Raw genomic sequence first — 19,492 nt, 5'->3', positions numbered from 1 at the left:
CAAATCGCTTTAATGCAGAGAGGAAGGTGCAGTAACAGAGGGGAAAGTTAGATTAAGGCAAGTAGAATGCCACCCACGGTTGCCGCTGCGGATAAGTATTGCCCAGCTGAATAAGAACCATCGTCCTCTTCTTCAATCTTATCTGGGTGATCCATACCTAAAGCGCCATGAGCAAATGACTCAACCTTATCGGTAACGGTCGCGTTTTCAGCTTCGACTTTCTTGGCTTCTTTATCGATTTCTTTAAGGGCAGATAATAGGGCTTTGCCTTCATCAGAAAGCTTGACGGTATTTTGCTCAACCTTTAGCGGTGCAGGCTTTTCAGCTTCAGTGCTTTTAGCTTGTGCATTCATTTGCGAAGGTGAATACAGCTGAGTATTACTCGTTCCTACTGGCGTCATATCGCTCTCCTTACCTATCCTTAAATATAGTATCGGCAGAGGTGTGAAAAACTTGTGCAATTAATCATCGGTAGTGATGTTTTTTATGCGCACATTACATTTTCATCTGCTTGGTTAAATCGTCTATTTACTAAGCAAATCTTGTGCCGATAAGAATGTTTGATTTTAGATAGAGTTAGGATGAATGATGGGAACGTGATCAAGTTGTGACGATGGACTAATTATCTAGGATTAGCCCACCGACTTTTCAGCTTAGAAGAGTGGTTTAGTCGCATTCTAGGCTAGCGCTGCGTTTTGATAGGTGCTTGTATGCCTTCATTCGGTTCTCTTTCTTAACAAAGCGAGCCGGTGGCGAAAGCACTTCAAGCTGATAATCGCTGCTATCTGATGAGATCTCTTCAACTGGGCTGATGATGGCGATTTTCAAATCAGGGTTACGACGTAGAATTGATGCCGCCGTCCCTAAACCACCTTCTGTGTGGAATTTACCGGCTACATGAATCACTTGTTTCTCTGGGGTTGATGCTAGGTAATCCACAATCGATTCGGCCATGGTCTCGTCCCATGTGACCTGAGCGGCAAACTGCTTTTCCGTTTGTTCTGGTGTACCGTGATGCATGGAAGCCATAAACTTTTCTTTGTAAGGGCTATCACCCGTATCGACTTCTGCGGCAATCCATTGGCGTTGCTCGGTCGATAACTGATCTAAGTAAGGTAACCCTTTACGGCCAATACACTGAACGAAAGGCTTTGGTGCGTTTGCTGCAATAACATCGATGTCGTTGGTTTTGGCGAACTCAACGAGCGCACGGTAATCACTTTCGTAGTTTGGCCACGCTGCCGCTTGAGACAGGAGAATTTGTTCGCCAATTTCACCGTTTAAGTATTGGTCGAGTGTGGCTTGGTGCTCTCGAGTGAATTGTTCCATTGAAAGCGCAATGTTTGATGTCGCGTTAAAGCGCGCTTTTAAAAAATCGGTTTGGAAGCGGTGAATAGCAGAATGAGTGTGCCATTCGCCAATAAGAATTACATCAGCGTCAATTAGCTGTTTAGGTAATGCATCGAGAGAAAGCGTTTCGCCTTGTGGAGAAGCGAACTGGTAGTCATAGAATGTGGAAACAGATTCCTTTTGAGTCACTTTTTGAGAAGTGTCTTTTGCTGGTTGACTAGCACAAGCCGTGAGAAGAGTCGCTAATCCGATAAGAATAATACGTTGCATGAAATGCCTCCTTGAAGAACACGCATACTAAAGGAGGCAAGATAAGAATTCAATGCAAACGATAATCAATATCAATTAATTTTGTTTGCGATACACCCGCAGCATAAAGTCAGCTTCACAGTTGAATTGCTCGGCTTCGGTGAGTTGTTGTTTAAACTCTTCACTCGCCTTCCAAGCAAACGGCGTCATCTGTAGTAGGTCGAATGCATCTGACCCCGATAGTTCCATCATATAGTTTAGTTGCTCTTGATGCTCAAGCATAAAACCTTCGATCATCTCTGGATCTTCATCGTGCAAACGAACGCCATCATAAATCGCATCACGCAGCTGATAAAGGTGTCGGCTAGCGGGTGTTACGGTGATCACCACACCATTATCTTTGATGGTGCGTTGTAACTCTTCAGCCTTGCAAGGTGCGTAAATGCGTAGAATGCCGTCTAAGCTATTTTCCGCAAAGGGAAGACGATGGCTTGATGCAACTGAGAAGTCGACAGCAGGGTAGCGCTTAGCGGCGTATTTGATAGCAATTTTAGAAATGTCTAGGCCAAAAGTAGCACCATTCTTTTCTTGAAGATTCACAGCAATTTCGTTGGTGTAATACCCTTCGCCACAACCAATATCCAATAGGCTAGGCGCCTCTTCTGGTAGGTAGCGAGAACACAACGTCACCACCGCTTGGCGCATTGGGTCATAGTGGTTACCTTCAAGGAAGCGACGACGTGCCTGCATCATCTCTTTGTTGTCACCTGGATCTTTTGAGCGTTTGTGGTGCGCAGGCATCAAATTGACATAGCCTTCTTTCGCTAGGTCGAACTGATGGTTCTTTTCACACTTAAACGTACGATCGTTTTGAGATAAAGGTTGGTGACACAAAGGGCATTGGTAAGTCATTGCGAACTCGAGGTAGAAATTTCAAGTCCAAAATTTTAACAGGAAGCATAGTGGGGCGCTAGAATAAACGCAGCTGTGTTGATTAACGGCAATCCTAGAGTCGATAGAGCCATCCGAGAATAGATAGAGCCAACGCATGGTTGGCTCTATTGGTATTAGCGAGTCACTGATAAAACAGAGAGTTCAGCTTCTAACTAAAGAAGTTAACTTGATTCTTCAACGATTCCGCTTGTTTTTGAAGTTCATCAGCACTGTGAGAGGTCTTAGCGCTGGTTTCACGGCTCTGCTGGTTCAAATCACTGATCGCATGCGCGTTAGCTGCTATCTCTTGAGAAACCTGAGCTTGCTCTTCGGATGTCGCAGCAATGGTTTCAGCTTGAGAAGCAATAGATTCAACTTGAGAGGCAATCGACTCTAGTGCGGTGCCTGCTTCTTGCGCTTTATCGAGTACTTGGTTGGCATTCGATTGGCTTTGCGTCATCAGGTTTACGGCATTGTGGGTTGACGATTTCAGCTTTTCGATGATGCTTACCACGTCTTGGACTGACGTTTGTGTACGATGAGCCAATGTTCTTACTTCATCAGCTACCACGGCAAAGCCACGACCTTGCTCGCCCGCACGCGCCGCTTCTATTGCAGCGTTTAATGCAAGCAAGTTGGTTTGCTCTGCGATGTCATCAATCATCTTGGTGACGGTTTGAATACTTTCGCTATCAGAGCTCACTTGTTCAATGGCCGATGCCGATCTGTCTAATTGATCGTTGAGTTGGGCAACATCAATACACACACCTTCAACGACTTCTAAACCTTTCTGGCTGTCTTCATTGGCAAGGCGAACATTTTCAGCAATGCTGTTTACTTGCTGCGCCACTGATTCAGCAGAGGTGGCCATCTCTTCTATGGCTGTAACGACTTGTTCAACCTGTGCTTGCTGGCGGTCAGATTGGCTTAAGTTGTGGCTTGCATCTTGTGACACACTGCTCGAGCTATTCTGGACTTGGTCACTGGTCGCACGAATCTCGCCCACGAGTGTATTCAACTGGGCTGCCATGTTGGCAACGCCGGTATTTAGGTTACTGATTTCGTTCTTAGTCTGCTGACCATTGTTTGGAATATGTAGGCTTACTTCGCCTTTTCCTAAACGCAGCATGTACTCGTTTAACGTGGTTAGTGGTGTCAGTGTGCGGTTTAACACGAAGGTTAACGCTACGATTGTCGCGGCGGCAATCAAGGCCGAGATGATCGCGATAAGTTTTAGTAGATCGTCACTGCCTTTGGTCACTTCTTTAATGAATGTACCGCCAAGCAGTTTCCAATCCCAACCTGGAACTTCTGTGTATACCAGGTATTTCTCTCCAACCGTTTCTTGATACTGATATGGGTATCGAATTAGCCCCGATGGCTGTTCAAAGATTTGATAGAAAGGTTTGTTACCGTCGTAGTCAGCCACGTCAACAATCGATTTACCACCGCCAACGTTAGTCGGGTGCAATAAGTATTGGCCTTGGTGTTCTTTCTCGTTATCAACAATGATGGTATAGCCAGTATCACCCCATGATACAGAGCGTAAAGATTCAAATAGGCTTTGTGTTGCTTCCTCAACCGGTAAGCCGATGAAAGAAACACCGTTTACTTTACCCTGTGCATTCGTTAAAGGTGCATAGTAGGTAATGTAGCGTTGCCCGAAGAGCTTCACTTGAGCGTAGTAGGGTTGGCCATTTTTGAGCTTGTTATAGCCCGGATGGTTTTGCCCTAGTGTGGTTGCAACAACTCGCTCACCAGAAGGTTTCTTAAGAGAGGTAGACACACGAATAAAGTCATCGCCAAATGGAGCAAATAGGGTTGCTACGGCGCCGGTGTCACGGGTAAAGCTATCAACCAGTTTGGTGTCGTTGATTAGGCTCTCACCGTATTGAGTCATGTTAGGAATAGAATGACCGTTGAACTCAACGTCATAACTTTCAACATAAACACCTGCTAGGTAACCGTTACGAAAAGTGGACTCTAAAACTTTGGCGGTATGCAAGTAGGCATCGAACTGACCAGAGATGGTTTTGGCCATCGCTTCAACTTTGGATTGGTGTTCTTTTAACGTGTTGTCTAATAACACCTGAGAGGCATTTCTATACACGAGTGTCGCAATGGAGCCAAAAGCGATAAGCAAGCACAGCAAAATGACCAACTTAAGTTGGAAGCCAACACTTTGATTTTTGTATTTCTCGAACATGAATTCACTATCCTGTCTTCATTGAGGTGTTGTTAAGTGGTTTTAAGGAAGTTTGTTATTGAGCTTTCTATCATAGGTACTTATTTATCGGCAGTAATTGATAATAATTAATGAATTGATGGTTATATTTATAAATTTGAGTGATGAGAGCTAAATGGTGCGGGGTTGAACAAAGAGGTGATGGACTAATAGGCTTGTGCTAAAGCATTGATTACTAAGCGGTGCGTGTGAGGTTAGGGGCAATAAAAAATGCAGCTCAATGAGCTGCATTTTTGTTTTTAATTAAACTCGCTAGAGGTCTAGTTTGAGGAAATCACTGTAATCAGCTGGTGGTTTTCGCCAGGCTGCAATGTTTTGCCTGCTTCTAGGCTTGGTGCGTGCAGCGTTGATTCAACACATAACATGGTTAGGTAACCGTCGTCTTGCATATCACCCATACCAGCAGCACCTTCGGCCCACGGGTTCCACAGTACTGCAGAGTTATGACCGTGGTTTTCAACTGTTAGCGTGCGATCCAGCTTCTTGTCAGCAACAAAAATTTGCGTTTCTGGTTGCGTGTAAACACGGTCAATCGTGTCGGTTAGTACCAGTTCATCACCGCCTTGGCAGATCTTGCCACCTTGCAGGCTATCGATGTACTCAGCGCCCATACCTGTGGTGGTGGTGTTATGAATGTCAGCAACGTTTAGGTAAGTGTGCAGCGCACCAGAGAAAGTCCATGGTTGTGAATCTGTGTTCTTCACGTCCAGGGTTACTTTTAGTTGCTCACCGATCTCAACATTCAAACGTGCATCGAACTGATGAGGCCATACTGCTAGCGTCTCTTCGCTTGGCTTCAGACCTAAGCTAACAATCACGCCAGCTTCGCTTTCACGGTGCTCAACCAACTGCCATTCACTTGAACGAGCAAAACCATGTGCAGGTGCTGCAATGCGACCAAACCAAGGCCAGCATACTGGAATACCACCACGCAGAGCCGTTTTACCATCGAATTTAGCTTGTTGGCTCATCCAAATCAGGTCTTCTTGACCTTGCGGTTGGAATGACACCACATGGCCGCCAAACAGTGAAATCGCTGCGTTTGCTTTATCGTGGATAACGCGAACCAGTTTTACACCTTCGTGTTCAACGATAGTGACGTTGTCAGAAAGTACCGCCAGTGCAGGTAGAGTAGATAAATCCATTACATGATCCTTCTAAGGAAATTGAATTCAAATGCTGACTAGAGTGATGCTTGTGTTTTCATAAGTAACAAGCAGAGCCAGTATTAGAATTGAATTTTGCATTTGGGCTATCTTGATGAGCTTAGATAGACGCGGTTTAAAAGATAGCAGGTATTAAAAAGGCGACACTAAGGTCGCCTTTTTCAAAGTCTGCTCAAAACAGTCTTCGCTAATGCTTATCTAAAGCTATTTCTAAAAAGAAATTACTTAGAGATGTGAGCGATTAGGTCTAGAACTTTGTTTGAGTAACCGATTTCGTTGTCGTACCAAGATACAACTTTAACGAATTTGTCAGTTAGAGCAACACCAGCTTTAGCATCGAATACTGAAGTTTGAACTTCACCGATGAAATCTTGTGATACTACTTGGTCTTCAGTGTAACCAAGAACGCCAGCCATTTCGCCTTCAGAAGCTTCTTTCATTGCAGCACAAATTTCTTCGTAAGATGCAGCTTCTTTTAGGTTAACTGTTAGGTCAACTACAGATACGTTAGCAGTTGGTACACGGAAAGCCATACCAGTTAGAAGGCCGTTTAGTTCTGGAAGAACAACGCCTACAGCTTTAGCAGCACCAGTTGAAGATGGGATGATGTTTTGAGAAGCACCACGGCCACCGCGCCAGTCTTTAGCAGAAGGGCCATCTACAGTTTTTTGAGTTGCTGTAGTAGCGTGAACTGTAGTCATAAGACCAGACTCAATGCCCCACTTATCGTTAAGTACTTTAGCGATAGGTGCAAGACAGTTAGTAGTACAAGAAGCGTTAGAAACGATGTCTTGACCAGCGTAAGATGCTTGGTTAACGCCCATTACGAACATTGGAGTTGCATCTTTAGAAGGACCAGTAAGAACTACTTTCTTAGCGCCAGCAGTGATGTGCTTACGTGCAGTCTCGTCAGTTAGGAAAAGACCAGTTGCTTCAGCAACTACGTCTACGTCGATAGCATCCCACTTAAGATCTTCTGGGTTACGCTCAGCTGTAACACGTACAGTTTTACCGTTAACGATTAGGTTACCGCCTTCAACTTCAACAGTACCGTTGAAACGGCCGTGAGTTGAGTCGTACTTAAGCATGTATGCCATGTACTCTACGTCGATTAGATCGTTAATACCTACTACTTCGATGTCTGCACGCTCTTGAGCTGCGCGGAATACGAAACGGCCGATACGGCCAAAACCGTTAATACCTACTTTGATAGTCATTGTAGTTGCTCCACAACTTAATTTCTGATTAAAGATAACTGGTAGTAAAATTACAGAATCCAGTATACATCTGCAATAGATAATCCGACTTAACTTGTTTAATGTCAAAAAAAAGCGACGCTTTTCTTAACAATTGGGTGTAAGTGGTTGAAAATTGACCATTGCAAGTGGCTCTGTACCCTTCCAGTTGGGTAAAATACCCCTAAATGATGATTCACTTATGAGTGTATATGTACAATGTTTCCTGGTGAGAAAGTATGTGCTACAAAACGACTGATATGCAAGCCTTTATAGAAAAAAGTAAATATAATAACTGAGAATGTGGAGAAATATTAACGTGATTCAAAAGGGAGGAAATATGATAAAGCCTGATGAATACTGGCGTGAGCGCCTAACAGACGACGAATTTGCAGTGTGTCGTGAACGTGGTACTGAAGCCCCATATAGCGGTAAGCTACTGCACAACCATAAGACTGGCGTCTATAGCTGCACATGCTGTGAAAGCCCTTTGTTTCTGTCGGATAACAAATACGACTCTGGGTGTGGTTGGCCAAGTTTTGATGCCCCAGTGAATGATGAAGCAGTACGCTATATAGAAGATCTAAGTCACGGAATGAAGCGTGTAGAGATCCGTTGTAACGCCTGTGATAGCCATTTAGGTCACGTTTTTCCTGATGGTCCGAAGACCACAGGTGAACGATTCTGTGTTAATTCGGTGTCGTTAATTTTCAACAAAAATGACGAAAGTACGAAATAACTTGTAACTATTGTCTAATCCTTACAGGTCACATTTGCCGATTTAGGAATGCTGAACGTCCCAAGATTTCAGAATTAACTTTAGTACAAATAAAAACAGCTACCAGAAAGGTAGCTGTTTTTTTTGAAAGCGGGTGAATGAATCGGAAGCTTAGGTTAGAACACACTAAATGGTGCGCTCAGTAATTCGGGACGATTGAAGGGCTGTAAACTCCATCCTCAATAGCTTCGACGATGTTGTCTGCGTCTTTATTTAGCTTCTTATAGGTTGCCTTGTCGAAACGGTACAGCACAGTTAGCTCTGCTTCAGAAGCAATCGGCACGTCAAAGTCTTTGGCAACCATCGCCCAAACGTACGCTTTTTCCATATGGCCAAGGCTATGGTTGATACTTGCCATCGACTTGAAGATTTCAGTGTTGGCTACTGAGCCATTAGAAAGCGTTAGCGCATTATTGAGTAACTTAAGTGTCTTTGCATGATCGCGGGTGGTGTAGAAGGTTGCCAAGGCATATTGCATCTCTGCTGTATTTAATGCTTCTTTTCCTTCTAGCTGTAGGAAACTGCGTCTGGCGTTGGTGTCCCCAGTTTGTGACCACAAGAAGTAAAGCGTTTCTGGTGTATCGGATTTCGATAGCTCGTCAACAATACGCTCAGACTCTTCGATGCTGTGCATTAAAGAAGTAAAGCGGCGCTCTTGCAGTTTAGATTGATCAATAGTCTCAATTTGTGCTGCAAGCTCTAAGCACTTTTTGTAGGCAGTGACTAATTCAAATTCTTTGATCTTGTTGATTTCGGAAGGTTGCTTCTGAACTTCAAATCGATGCCAGATAAGATCGGTACGTGCGACACGACATTGCCCATCGTTCATGTTCAATTGTTCACACTGAAGGCCCGGGTTGCTTTGGCACAGTTGATCGGTATTTTTGTTCCCTTCAAGACACCCAACCAGAGTGAAAGGCAATAGGCTAATCGCCAACCATTTCATAATTTTCATATTCCTTCACTTGTGATCAAATGCACTTATTATCGGTCAGGTTCTTGACTCAATTCTGTTACGGGTTATTTTCTGGTGAAAATTGTTAAAACTAAGGCTTTACCATGGATGCAGAACAACTTCTTAGCGCAATGACCCCCGAGGTCTACGAACGTTTAACCTACGCAGTTGAAACGGGTAAATGGCCAGAAGGTACGGCGCTCTCAAAAGAACAGCGTGACTCGTGTATGCAAGCGGTTATGTTATATCAATCTAAACATAACTCTGAAGCTCAACATATGACAATTGCAGCTGGTGGTGAAATTAGCTTTAAATCTAAGTCTGAACTAAAGAAACAGTTTAAGTCAGATCAAGAAGACATTGTTAGGGTTAACCCGAATCATTAAGCTTAAATTACAACAAAGGGGTGGCAATGTGCCACCCCTTTTAGTTTAACTCGTTTATTTATAAGCAATAAAACGATTTAGTTCACGTTAAGCCGCCGTTGCTATCATCGAATAACTGGGTTTAACATGAATCTGTGAACTGGTTATAAACTCATCTCGCCACGCAACACTTGTTGCATTTGAGCCTTCACTTCTTCGTAGCCTAGGTTTTGGCTTAGTAGATAATGTAACTTCGCCAGTGCCGCTTCCGGTGTCATATCATAACCGCTGACAACGCCAGCTTCTGCCAGTGCACAACCTGTCGCGTAACCCCCCATATTCACTTTACCCGCTAAACACTGAGTAAGGTTCACCACGATAACACCACGCTCTGATGCGTCTTTAAGGTGTTGAAGCAGTTCTGGGTTTTGTGGTGCATTACCAACACCAAAAGTAAGCAGAATCATTGCGTTCACAGGCTGCAATAACGTGTTGCGAATCACTTCGTGTGAGATGCCAGGGTACATTGTGATTACGCCAATAGGTTGCGGAGTAATGTTATGAACCTTGAAAGCGCCTTCAGGTTGTTCGTTTACCTTTACGTTATTGCTAAGTTGGATATTGATACCCGCTTCTAGCAAAGGATTCAGGTTTGGAGAAGTAAACGCATTGAAGCCATCTGCGTGTGATTTTGTGCTGCGGTTACCACGCATCAACTTGTTGTTGAAGAACAGTGTCACTTCGTTGATAGGGTGGTTTGCTGCAATGTGCAGTGCATTCAGCAGGTTTGCTTGTCCGTCTGAACGAAGCTCTGCTAGGGGGATCTGAGAGCCCGTAACAATCACAGGTTTGCCGAGGTTTTCAAGCATGAAAGACAGTGCAGAGGCGGTGTATGCCATAGTGTCTGTACCATGCAGGATAACGAAACCATCGTACTTATCGTAGTTCGCGCGAATGTCATCAGCGATGGTCTGCCAATCAAGTGGCGTCATATCTGAAGAGTCCATTAATGGAGAGTATTCGTGAATGGTGTACTCAGGCATCTCTGGGCGATGGAATTCAGGCATGCCAGCTAGCTGCTTATCCATGAAACCTGCGACAGGAACATAGCCGTGGTCAATAGACTTCTGCATGCCAATTGTGCCGCCGGTGTACGCGATATAGATGTGTTTTCTTTCCATGGCGATTAATACTTAGTGTGATATAGGGAACAGGGGGGCGATTATAGCGAATTATCATGCAATAAAAAGAGGCGCCTCACACAGAGGTGCCTCTTGATAATAAAGCGTTGAGCTTATCTTATTGAACTTGGCAGTTTAAGCAGAAAGCGTATCGGCCTTGTGGGTCGTTAAAGTTGCCTAACAGCTGGCTATCTTGAGCTAACTGTTGAGTAACGGGCTGTAAACTGCTTGGAATCATTGACTGAATATCAAGGCCTATCGACATCTGAATTTGGTTCATAAATTCTTGAATAAATTGCTCAGTCGCCGAAAGTGGTTCTTCTACCCAGTAGATGTTGTAACTTTCAAGCTCTGCAAGTGAAGCCGCCGCTGCAACCGCATCATCGAAATCACCAATCTCATCGACTAAGCCTTTCTGAATCGCATCTTGACCTGTCCAAACTCGACCTTGAGCAATCTTGTCGACCGCATCGACTTCCATGCCGCGATTTTCTCCAACTAGGCTGATGAATCGACGGTATCCGTTTTCAATGCCCATTTGGAACGCGTCTTTCGCGCCATCGCTAAGTCCAGTTGTAATACCAAGACCTGAGAAAGGTGACGTACCAACGCCATCCGTGTAAACACCAATATCATTCAGCCCTTTTTCGAAGGTAGTGATAACACTGAAGATACCAATCGAACCCGTTAGTGTGGTTGGCTGAGCTAGGATCTTATCTGCGCCCATCGAGATCCAGTAACCACCTGAAGCAGCAAGACTCGACATCGACACAACAACTGGCTTACCCGCTTGCTTGATCGCTTCTATTTCATTACGAATAACTTCTGAAGCAAAGGCACTGCCACCTGGGCTATCTACACGAAGTACAACGGCTTTCACTTTATCGTCGTTACGTGCTTGGCGAAGTAGGGCTGCAGTGGTATCTCCGCCAACTGTCCCACGTGGCTGCTTGCCATCCATAATTGCGCCGCTGGCAACAATCACGGCAACGTCGTGTGATTCACTGGTCATGTCGGGAAGCATGGTTGCACGGTATTCGTAGTAACCAAACGCGTTGTAGCTGTCTTGACCGTCACTGCCGAAAACATCTGCAAGCTCTAGTCGAACTTGTTGGCGTGTCGCTAACTCATCCACTAAGCCAAGTTTCTCAGCCAGTTTTGCAATGTCACCATCGACAGACTCAAGTTCTTTCAAGAAGGTGTCCATGCTTGGGTTCAGTGTTTTAGCGTCGATCTGACGGTTGTTACTGACGTCATCAACGTACGCACCCCATAGTTGGCTTAACCAACGAGAAGCGGACTCTTTCGCTGCATCTGACATGTCGTCACGAATGAATGGCTCAATAGCTGATTTGTAAGTACCCACACGGAACACGTGTGTGCTTACGTCTAGCTTCTCTAATAAGGTTTTGTAGTAAAGCGAATAAGCGCTGTAACCTTTAAGAAGAACACCGCCATCTGGTGATAGGAAGACTTTAGTTGCGTAGCTTGCTAGGTAGTATTGGCTTTGGTTGTAAAAGTCACCCACCGCATAAATAGGTTTGCCTGCCGCTTTGAACTCATTCAACGCTTTAGCGATGTAGCGCAGCTTGGTTAGGTTGGTTTCTGGCAACTCTTTGAGTGCTAAAACGATACCTGTAACCTTGTCATCGTCTTTTGCGTAGCGAATCGTTTCAACGATATCAAACAGGATGTTCTCTTTTGGAAGGTCTTTGCCAAGCAGCGAACCCGTGACCGAATCCATCGGATTGATATAGCGACTTTGTTCTACAATAGGACCAGACAGGTTAAGCACCAGAGCTGAATCCTGTGGAACCGTCGGTTGAGCCGTATCTGAATGGAAGTACACAAAGTAGATGATGGCGATACTGAGTAAAAAGACTAGGTTAACCAGCGCAAGACGTACAAACGTAATGAGCTTCCAAATCCCTTTAAAGATCATACCTATAAATTTGAATATTTTTTTCATTCTGTCTCCGCAGTGAGATCACGTCGCTTTAACAAGCCGTAGTACCATTAATCTCAATAATATGAACTGCTTAGTATCCTACGATAATTCCCAAGCTCAAACTACACCAAGAATTGTTAATCGATATATATTCTCATTAAGTGTAGTCAAATTAAGGGGTTCTGAACGATTAATACCTTCAGCATTATGATCGGTGTTACAAAAATGTAAACGGTTGTTTGAACTTTTGGTGATTGAACTATACTGTGGTCTGACCACAAGGATAAAATAATAGAAGTGATGTCTGCCATGTACCCACATTTACTTGAACCACTCGATCTTGGATTTACTCAGTTACGTAACCGTGTATTGATGGGATCAATGCACACAGGTTTAGAAGAAAATAAAGAAGGCCTACACAAACTTGCCGCGTTTTATGAAGAGCGAGCAAAAGGAGGCGTTGGTCTTATTGTTACCGGTGGTTTCTCTCCTAATTTACGTGGCAGATTAACCCCATTTAGTGCTGAATTCAGTAAAGTAAAGCACGCCAAAGCGCACCAAGTTGTTACCGAAGCCGTCCACAAGCACGGCGGTAAAATTGCGCTTCAACTATTGCATGCCGGTCGTTATGCGATGCACCCATTCGCGCAAAGTGCTTCTGGCATTAAAGCGCCAATCGCTAAGTTCGCACCCAGTGAGATGAGCCCTCGTCAGATCAAAAAGACCATCGGTGCTTTTGCCAACAGTGCCGAGCTCGCTCAAGTCGCGGGTTACGACGGCATTGAGATCATGGGCTCGGAAGGTTACTTGATTAACCAATTCATCTGTAAGCGCACCAACATGCGTTACGACGAGTGGGGCGGCTCTTACGAGAAGCGTATGCGTTTCCCGTTAGAGATCGTTAAATCGATTCGTGAAGCGGTGGGTAAAGATTTCATTATTATTTTCCGACTGTCGATGCTGGATTTGGTTGAGCAAGGCAGCACCTTTGAAGATGTTGTTCTTTTGGCTCAGAAGCTAGAAGAAGCAGGTGTGACTATCATCAATACCGGTATTGGTTGGCATGAAGCTCGTGTTCCGACTATCGCGACGCAAGTACCACGAGGCGCATTCTCTTGGGTAACCGAGAAAGTGAAACCATACGTGTCGATCCCAGTGGTGACATGTAACCGAATCAACACGCCAGAAGAGGCCGAACGTATCCTCAGTTCAGGACAGGCCGACATGGTTTCAATGGCGCGTCCATTCTTGGCAGATCCGGACTTTGTTAATAAAGCCGCTCAAGACCAAGCGCAGTTCATCAATACCTGTATCGGCTGTAACCAAGCTTGTCTTGATAACGTGTTTAAGGGTAAGCGAGCGAGCTGTTTGGTGAACCCACGAGCTTGTTACGAGACTGAAATTGTTGTTCAGCCAGCGCAAGCGACTAAGACCATTGCGGTTGTCGGCGCAGGCCCAGCCGGTTTAGCCTGTGCAACGACTTTAGCGCAGCGTGGACACAAGGTTGACTTGATTGAAAAAAATGACCGTATCGGCGGCCAGTTCAGATTGGCAATGCAGATCCCGGGCAAAGAAGAGTTCAGAGAAACGATTCGTTACTTTGCTAACCAAATCGATGCATCCGGCGTGAATCTGAAACTGGATACCGAAGCAACGTTTGAGATGTTGTTGAAGTACGATGAAGTAGTGATGGCTGCTGGCGTAGAGCCAAGAAAGCTCGATATTGAGGGCATTGACCAAGAAAACGTGGTCGATTACCAAACCTTGATTCGCGAAAAGACACCAGTAGGCGAAAAGGTCGCGATTGTTGGTGCTGGTGGTATCGGTGTCGATGTGGCAACTATGCTGACAGAGCCGACTTCACACAGCCTAGACGATTGGCTGCATGAGTGGGGAATTGATAAGAACATGGAACACCCAGGTGGTTTGTATCCTTACCCGGATTCATTCAGCGACAAAACGGTTTGGGTGATGCAGCGTAAAGCGGGGCGCGTTGGTAAAGGCCCGGGTAAAACCACAGGTTGGATTCATAAACGTACGCTAGAAAAGCGCGGCGTGAATCTACTGGGTGGCGTGAGCTACAACAAGATTGATGACCAAGGTCTGCATATCAGTATTGGCAAGAAAGAACAGGTCCTCGATGCCGATTCCGTTATCGTGTGTGCAGGTCAGGTGTCAGTTCGTCCATTTGAAGATATGTGGCAAGAGTTTGGTGGCAAACTGCACGTGATAGGCGGTGCCGATTATGCCGGTGAGCTGGATGCAGTACGTGCTATCCGTCAAGGTGTTGAGTTAGCTATTAAGTTATAGAATCAGCCATCAAACTGTAATCTTATCGGTAGATATTGTTACTTAATTTGCTGAGCTAGATTTTGAACAAGGCTCCTAAGTCATAGATTTAGGGGCCTTTATTGTTTCTAATCTAGCCCAAATGGACAGCCGTTGAGATTTATTATCGTTTGTATTCTGTGCTAAAGTTCAACTATACAAACAATAAAAATTAGTAAGGACTTCAAATGGATGCTTTGGATCTATTGCTCAACAGACGCTCAATCGCAAAACTCTCTGATCCAGCACCTGAAGGTGTGGCGTTAGAAAACATCATTAAAGCAGGGCTGCGCGCTCCAGACCACGGTGCACTAACACCTTGGCGCTTTGTTATCGCGCAAGGTTCTGGTCTACAAAAGCTTTCAGACATCTTGGTGCGTGCCGCTGAAGCGGATGCAAGCGAAGAAGCGGTTATCGAGAAAGTAAAAAAAGCGCCGTTCCGAGCTCCGATGGTGATCACCGTGATTGCTAAAGTAACCGAGCATGAAAAAGTACCAGCGATTGAACAACATCTTTCTGCAGGTTGCGCTGCTCAAGCGATGCAAATGGCTGCAGTCGCACAAGGTTTCCAAGGCTTTTGGCGCTCAGGTAAATGGATGTTCCACCCAGAAGTACACCAAGCATTTGGCCTCGAAGGCGATGACGAAATTGTTGGCTTCTTATACCTAGGTACTCCGGGCTGTACGCCAATGAAAGTGCCAGAGCGTGACTTCTCAAAGTTCGTCGAGTTCTTATAAAGAAAGCTGAAGCTTGAATAGTGGAATGCTAACTGTATAAACAACCAGTTTTTCTTGATTTATTAGGGCCACATTAGATAATGTGGCCCTAATTGTTTGTAGCATCTGGAAAAACATGTCTCGCCTTATTATTGCTGAAAAACCAAGCCTCGGCCGCGCGATTGCCGCCGCACTCCCTAATCCACAAAAGAAAGACCAAGGGTTTATCAAATGTGGTAATGGAGATGTGGTGACTTGGTGTATTGGACATTTATTGGAGCAGGTTGAGCCAGATGCTTATGATGATCGTTATAAGAAGTGGAATTTAGCCGATCTTCCTATTGTGCCAGAGCAATGGCAACTAAGACCGCGTAAGACGTCGAGCAAACAGCTCACGGTGATCCGAAAGCTATTGAAGGACGCCACCCAAATTGTCCATGCGGGAGACCCAGATAGAGAAGGACAGTTGCTGGTGGATGAAGTGATCGATTACTGCAAAGTGTCCAAGGCCAAAAAAGAGTCGATGGACAGGCTGCTTATCAGCGACTTGAACTTACCTGCTGTGAAGCGTGCGCTTTCTCAAATGCGCAGTAACCGTGACTTTATTCCACTGTCTATTTCTGCATTGGCACGCTCTAGAGCCGATTGGCTGTATGGCATGAACATGACCCGAGCTTATACCTTGCTTGGTCAAAAGGCTGGCTACCAAGGCGTGTTGTCGGTAGGGCGAGTACAAACACCTGTACTTGGTTTAGTGGTGAGGCGTGATGAAGAGATCGAAAACTTCATTCCAAAGGATTACTTCACTTTGCATGCTTTGATCCCTTACCAAAACAACGGTCAGAGTTTTGATATTCGTGCTCGTTGGAAACCAAGTGAAGCGTGTAAGCCGTGGCAAGATGAAGAAGGACGCGTGCTCAATCGAAAGCTGGTTGAGAACGTTGCTCAGCGAATTGCGAATCAACCCGCGACGGTGACGGAATCAGAGCAAAAGCAAAGTAAACAAGCTGCGCCACTGCCTTACTCGCTGTCAGCTTTGCAGATTGATGCGTCTAAGCGTTTTGGTATGAGTGCTCAGCAGGTGTTAGACACTTGTCAGTCTTTGTACGAGAAACACAAACTCATCACTTACCCGCGTTCTGATAGCCGCTATCTACCTAAAGAGCACTACTCGCAGCGAGAATCGATCGTTGATGCTATCGCTAACAATGCGAAAGAGCTGCAAAGTGGCGCTCAAGGTGCGGACCTTTCTCTTAAATCAAAAGCATGGAACGACAGTAAGGTGGATGCTCACCACGCAATAATCCCAACACCGAAGAAGTCATCGGTGAATGGTTTATCTGCCAATGAGATGAAAATCTATCAGCAAATCGCTCGTCAGTATCTAATGCAGTTCTACCCACCTGCGGTTTTTGCCGATGCTAAGCTAGTCTTTGATATCGCTGGTGGCGTGTTCATTGCGAAAGGACGTCAGCTTATCAACCCAGGTTGGAAAGTGTTGATGGGCAAAACGGACACCGAAGAGAAAGGTGATGGCACGGATACGGTTCCTCCATTGGATAAAGGGACTGTGTTGACGTGTCGTGAAGGCGTGACTGGTGATAAAAAAACTGAGCCACCAAAACATTTTACTGAAGCGACCTTGCTTCAAGCGATGACAGGTATCGCGCGTTTTGTTGCGAACAAAGACCTCAAAGCCATTTTGAAAGAGACCGATGGCCTTGGCACAGAAGCAACCCGGGCAGGCATTCTAGATACCCTTTTCAAAAGACAACTGCTAACGCGTCAAGGTAAGAGTATACATAGTAGCCCTGCGGGTAGAGGCTTGATTCATGCTCTACCGGAGGACTCTACCTTTCCTGACATGACGGCACACTGGGAGCATCAGTTACAAGGCATGGCTGAACGAAATCAAGCGTACCAACCTTTCATGCAAGCGCTAGAAAGCAAGATTGATGGCTTAATGGGGACAGTGAAAACAGGGGAAGTGCCTGAATCACTCCGCTACCTTCCTAAAGTCGAAAGACCAGCGTTTAAACGTCGTAAAGGTGGCGGTGCTAAGAAGTCTTATGCCAACAAAGGTACGTATGCTAAGAAAGGCTCTTCCGCTAAAAAGGGCACTAAAAGCTAAGACTTATTGAGGTTAGGATTAACGTCCGACTTTACGCCCACAACGTTTAAACAGTTGCTGCCAATAGTCCACATGGCGGCGAGTTGATGTGCGAAAGGCTTGGTGCGTATCTTTGATGGGAAAATAATAGCTGTGAAGTTCTGGCTGAGCATCAAACATAACAAGCTGCGATGCTAACTGCTGATAGTAGCCATCCAGCTGAGCCATGTAAGGCTGAACCTTGCCAATATACTGTTGTTCGAAGACGTTGTTGAGATAACGAAATTTAGTGGTGTCTCGTTGCTTACCACAGATGATATTGGCATCAAAGGTGGTGAGTTGCTTAGTAATGGTATCCAATTCTGCCGAAGCACGAGCGAGCGAGTAGTACAAATCTCCAAGCGTAGAACTCTTCTCCAGTACTTCTTGCACCTCAATGGTTTTACCCGAAACGAGCGACGTGTTTAACGCTTGATTAATATGTTTTAGGGCGTCGCTTGTCTGTCTTACTTGATCGCCAATATCCGCACGCAACCACTGACTCCCCCGCATTTGCGACTGCATGGCATCACTGGCATAGATGAGATTCCATTGATGTAGCGGAAACTGTGCGAGTTTCTGTTGCTCAATTTCTTTTAGTAATTCTACGATCTCTGGGTCTAGCTTGTGATTAGCTAAACATTGCCCCACACCTTCCAGTAGAGCGCCCTGATAATCATAATTTCGGAACTCGTCCGCGACTTTTCCGAGTACTGAATTTCTCTCGGCAATTAGATTAAATAACCCACACTGACGAAGCTGGTAGCTGTCGATGAGTCCGATAGAGAGCGAAGGTATATCCAGTAACAGCTCTCGCTTTCTTGGTAACGCCTCAAACTCCCAGTTCTCTTTGATCTCATCAGCGTCTTGTACCCTGGCTATTTTAGTTTGATAGTCGTCAAATAAGTCTCCAGGGCCTTCCCCAAAACACCCACCGAGCACCACGGTTAACAAAACCAGTGGCGAACGTCGCAGTAAATTTGCAAGAAGGCGATGATTCATGGGGAGCCTACCAGTCTATCTCGGTGCCATCGAAATTGAAGAAGTGACCACTTACTTCGGTATTGGCAGGTTCGATGACTTTGATAAGGCCTGATGCCGAAGTGTCTGTATCGATTAGAGCATTGGGCCCGCCCATTTCAGTCTGTACCCAGCCTGGGTGCAGCGCTAACACAGTAAAGCCACCATCGGTTAGGTCGTTGCTTAAACTCTTCACAACGGAGTTAAGAGCCGCTTTAGAGGAACGATAGATGTAGCCACCACCAGAGGTGTTCTCTGTCATGCTGCCTACTCGAGAAGACAAGCAAGCTACCTTTTTCACGTCACTGTTTTCTAGAACAGGTAATAGCGTTTCGACAAGCTTCAATGGCGCAATCGTATTGACTTCAAAAACACGTCGCCACTCTTCGACATCGGTGTTACCCAGTCCGTAGCCTTTAGGACCATAGTAGCCAGCGTTGTTAATCAAGATATCAATCGACGGAATTTGAGAGGGAAGTTGGCTCACCGCTTGGTAATCGGTTATTTCTAACTGAATGCAGGTTAGGTTGCTGTTGTGGTCTGCGAGTGAGAGCAGTTCTTTTGCTGATGAGGCGTCACGGTAAGTTGCGTACACCTTGTGATTACCTTTCAAGTATTGTTGAGTCAAACTTAAGCCAATGCCGCGGTTCGCTCCAGTAATAAAAATAACGCTCATGGTGATTCCTTTTCAGTTCAATTAGTTAAGTTTGATGGCTTAACACGAGAAAATCAACGGTCCACCAACTGGCCATTAGCATTCCTACAAAAATCATTACTGCAGCCATCGAGCCGCAGATCACCCCAAGGATGAGTATTACGTTTTTCATTGCCGTCTCTTGTTGAAAGTTTTGTAGTGATAATCATTATCATTAAT

General features: G+C 45.2%; 16 protein-coding genes. 5 read left to right on the top strand and 11 right to left on the bottom strand.

The annotated features are described in order from the left end of the window. Positions 1–47: 47 nt before the first annotated feature. The 6 genes from OC193_RS11125 to gap form a co-directional block, all read right to left on the bottom strand. Positions 48–401 (bottom strand): hypothetical protein, encoded by a 354-nt coding sequence (locus OC193_RS11125; RefSeq protein WP_048611520.1) that lies wholly within the window; start codon positions 399–401, stop codon positions 48–50. Positions 402–666: 265 nt separating this feature from the next. Further along, entirely contained in the window at positions 667–1,620 is a 954-nt protein-coding gene (locus tag OC193_RS11120) for a ChaN family lipoprotein (RefSeq protein WP_048660810.1), read from the bottom strand. A gap of 75 nt (positions 1,621–1,695) precedes the next feature. Then, complete coding sequence (gene rlmA, locus OC193_RS11115) at positions 1,696–2,511, bottom strand: 23S rRNA (guanine(745)-N(1))-methyltransferase (RefSeq protein WP_048660809.1); 816 nt, start codon at positions 2,509–2,511, stop codon at positions 1,696–1,698. A 190-nt stretch (positions 2,512–2,701) separates the two neighbouring features. Next, positions 2,702–4,738 carry a methyl-accepting chemotaxis protein gene (locus tag OC193_RS11110; protein ID WP_048662045.1) on the bottom strand — a complete coding sequence of 679 codons (2,037 nt, stop codon included), beginning with the start codon at positions 4,736–4,738 and terminating at the stop codon, positions 2,702–2,704. Between the two features lie 299 nt (positions 4,739–5,037). Beyond that, positions 5,038–5,922: a D-hexose-6-phosphate mutarotase gene (locus OC193_RS11105; protein WP_048662046.1), complete on the bottom strand. Its 885-nt coding sequence runs from the start codon at positions 5,920–5,922 to the stop codon at positions 5,038–5,040. 242 nt (positions 5,923–6,164) lie between these two features. Further along, positions 6,165–7,160: a type I glyceraldehyde-3-phosphate dehydrogenase gene (gene gap, locus OC193_RS11100; protein ID WP_017059382.1), complete on the bottom strand. Its 996-nt coding sequence runs from the start codon at positions 7,158–7,160 to the stop codon at positions 6,165–6,167. Positions 7,161–7,479: 319 nt separating this feature from the next. Here gap and msrB point away from each other — a divergent pair, with 319 nt between their 5' ends. Then, the gene (gene msrB, locus OC193_RS11095) at positions 7,480–7,917 is read left to right on the top strand and encodes a peptide-methionine (R)-S-oxide reductase MsrB (protein WP_080967323.1); all 438 of its coding nucleotides are present in this window, start codon (positions 7,480–7,482) and stop codon (positions 7,915–7,917) included. Positions 7,918–8,095: 178 nt separating this feature from the next. Here the strand turns inward: msrB and OC193_RS11090 are convergent, their stop codons facing one another. Then, positions 8,096–8,902, bottom strand: coding sequence for a DUF2989 domain-containing protein (locus OC193_RS11090; protein WP_048660805.1), 807 nt, complete (start codon positions 8,900–8,902; stop codon positions 8,096–8,098). Positions 8,903–9,015: 113 nt separating this feature from the next. On the opposite strand from OC193_RS11090, the gene OC193_RS11085 reads away from it, so the two are divergent. Continuing rightward, positions 9,016–9,297 (top strand): YeaC family protein, encoded by a 282-nt coding sequence (locus OC193_RS11085; RefSeq protein ID WP_010437067.1) that lies wholly within the window; start codon positions 9,016–9,018, stop codon positions 9,295–9,297. Positions 9,298–9,440: 143 nt separating this feature from the next. Here OC193_RS11085 and ansA read toward each other — a convergent pair whose 3' ends face one another. After that, on the bottom strand, positions 9,441–10,457 hold the full coding sequence (ansA, locus tag OC193_RS11080) for an asparaginase (RefSeq protein ID WP_048660804.1): 1,017 nt from the start codon (positions 10,455–10,457) through the stop codon (positions 9,441–9,443). A 118-nt stretch (positions 10,458–10,575) separates the two neighbouring features. Further along, positions 10,576–12,426, bottom strand: a complete 1,851-nt coding sequence (gene sppA, locus OC193_RS11075; RefSeq protein ID WP_048662047.1) for a signal peptide peptidase SppA — start codon at positions 12,424–12,426, stop codon at positions 10,576–10,578. Positions 12,427–12,705: 279 nt separating this feature from the next. On the opposite strand from sppA, the gene OC193_RS11070 reads away from it, so the two are divergent. From OC193_RS11070 to OC193_RS11060, 3 genes are all read left to right on the top strand, one after another. Beyond that, entirely contained in the window at positions 12,706–14,715 is a 2,010-nt protein-coding gene (locus tag OC193_RS11070) for an NADPH-dependent 2,4-dienoyl-CoA reductase (protein WP_048660802.1), read from the top strand. 206 nt (positions 14,716–14,921) lie between these two features. Continuing rightward, on the top strand, positions 14,922–15,470 hold the full coding sequence (locus OC193_RS11065) for an NAD(P)H nitroreductase (RefSeq protein WP_048660801.1): 549 nt from the start codon (positions 14,922–14,924) through the stop codon (positions 15,468–15,470). Between the two features lie 115 nt (positions 15,471–15,585). Further along, on the top strand, positions 15,586–17,580 hold the full coding sequence (locus OC193_RS11060; protein ID WP_048662048.1) for a DNA topoisomerase III: 1,995 nt from the start codon (positions 15,586–15,588) through the stop codon (positions 17,578–17,580). An 18-nt stretch (positions 17,581–17,598) separates the two neighbouring features. On the opposite strand, the gene OC193_RS11055 is transcribed toward OC193_RS11060, so the two are convergent. Then, positions 17,599–18,600, bottom strand: coding sequence for a DUF3080 domain-containing protein (locus tag OC193_RS11055; protein WP_048662049.1), 1,002 nt, complete (start codon positions 18,598–18,600; stop codon positions 17,599–17,601). 7 nt (positions 18,601–18,607) lie between these two features. Next, the gene (locus tag OC193_RS11050) at positions 18,608–19,294 is read right to left on the bottom strand and encodes an SDR family oxidoreductase (protein ID WP_048662050.1); all 687 of its coding nucleotides are present in this window, start codon (positions 19,292–19,294) and stop codon (positions 18,608–18,610) included. Positions 19,295–19,492: the final 198 nt, after the last annotated feature.

The sequence above is a fragment of the Vibrio crassostreae genome (assembly GCF_024347415.1).
Taxonomy (GTDB): Bacteria; Pseudomonadota; Gammaproteobacteria; order Enterobacterales; family Vibrionaceae; genus Vibrio; species Vibrio crassostreae.
The sequence above is the reverse complement of the archived record's forward strand: the minus strand, read 5'-3'. Positions and strand labels throughout refer to the sequence as shown.

Bases quoted from the DNA above. Each gene is read 5' to 3' on its own strand.
- ansA (WP_048660804.1), bottom strand. From the start codon at position 10,457: ATGGAAAGAAAACACATCTATATCGCGTACACCGGCGGCACAATTGGC.
- OC193_RS11125 (WP_048611520.1), bottom strand. From the start codon at position 401: ATGACGCCAGTAGGAACGAGTAATACTCAGCTGTATTCACCTTCGCAA.
- OC193_RS11060 (WP_048662048.1), top strand. From the start codon at position 15,586: ATGTCTCGCCTTATTATTGCTGAAAAACCAAGCCTCGGCCGCGCGATT.
- OC193_RS11055 (WP_048662049.1), bottom strand. From the start codon at position 18,600: ATGAATCATCGCCTTCTTGCAAATTTACTGCGACGTTCGCCACTGGTT.
- OC193_RS11050 (WP_048662050.1), bottom strand. From the start codon at position 19,294: ATGAGCGTTATTTTTATTACTGGAGCGAACCGCGGCATTGGCTTAAGT.
- sppA (WP_048662047.1), bottom strand. From the start codon at position 12,426: ATGAAAAAAATATTCAAATTTATAGGTATGATCTTTAAAGGGATTTGG.
- OC193_RS11065 (WP_048660801.1), top strand. From the start codon at position 14,922: ATGGATGCTTTGGATCTATTGCTCAACAGACGCTCAATCGCAAAACTC.
- OC193_RS11085 (WP_010437067.1), top strand. From the start codon at position 9,016: ATGGATGCAGAACAACTTCTTAGCGCAATGACCCCCGAGGTCTACGAA.
- gap (WP_017059382.1), bottom strand. From the start codon at position 7,160: ATGACTATCAAAGTAGGTATTAACGGTTTTGGCCGTATCGGCCGTTTC.
- OC193_RS11110 (WP_048662045.1), bottom strand. From the start codon at position 4,738: ATGTTCGAGAAATACAAAAATCAAAGTGTTGGCTTCCAACTTAAGTTG.
- OC193_RS11120 (WP_048660810.1), bottom strand. From the start codon at position 1,620: ATGCAACGTATTATTCTTATCGGATTAGCGACTCTTCTCACGGCTTGT.
- OC193_RS11070 (WP_048660802.1), top strand. From the start codon at position 12,706: ATGTCTGCCATGTACCCACATTTACTTGAACCACTCGATCTTGGATTT.
- msrB (WP_080967323.1), top strand. From the start codon at position 7,480: ATGTGGAGAAATATTAACGTGATTCAAAAGGGAGGAAATATGATAAAG.
- OC193_RS11090 (WP_048660805.1), bottom strand. From the start codon at position 8,902: ATGAAATGGTTGGCGATTAGCCTATTGCCTTTCACTCTGGTTGGGTGT.
- rlmA (WP_048660809.1), bottom strand. From the start codon at position 2,511: ATGACTTACCAATGCCCTTTGTGTCACCAACCTTTATCTCAAAACGAT.
- OC193_RS11105 (WP_048662046.1), bottom strand. From the start codon at position 5,922: ATGGATTTATCTACTCTACCTGCACTGGCGGTACTTTCTGACAACGTC.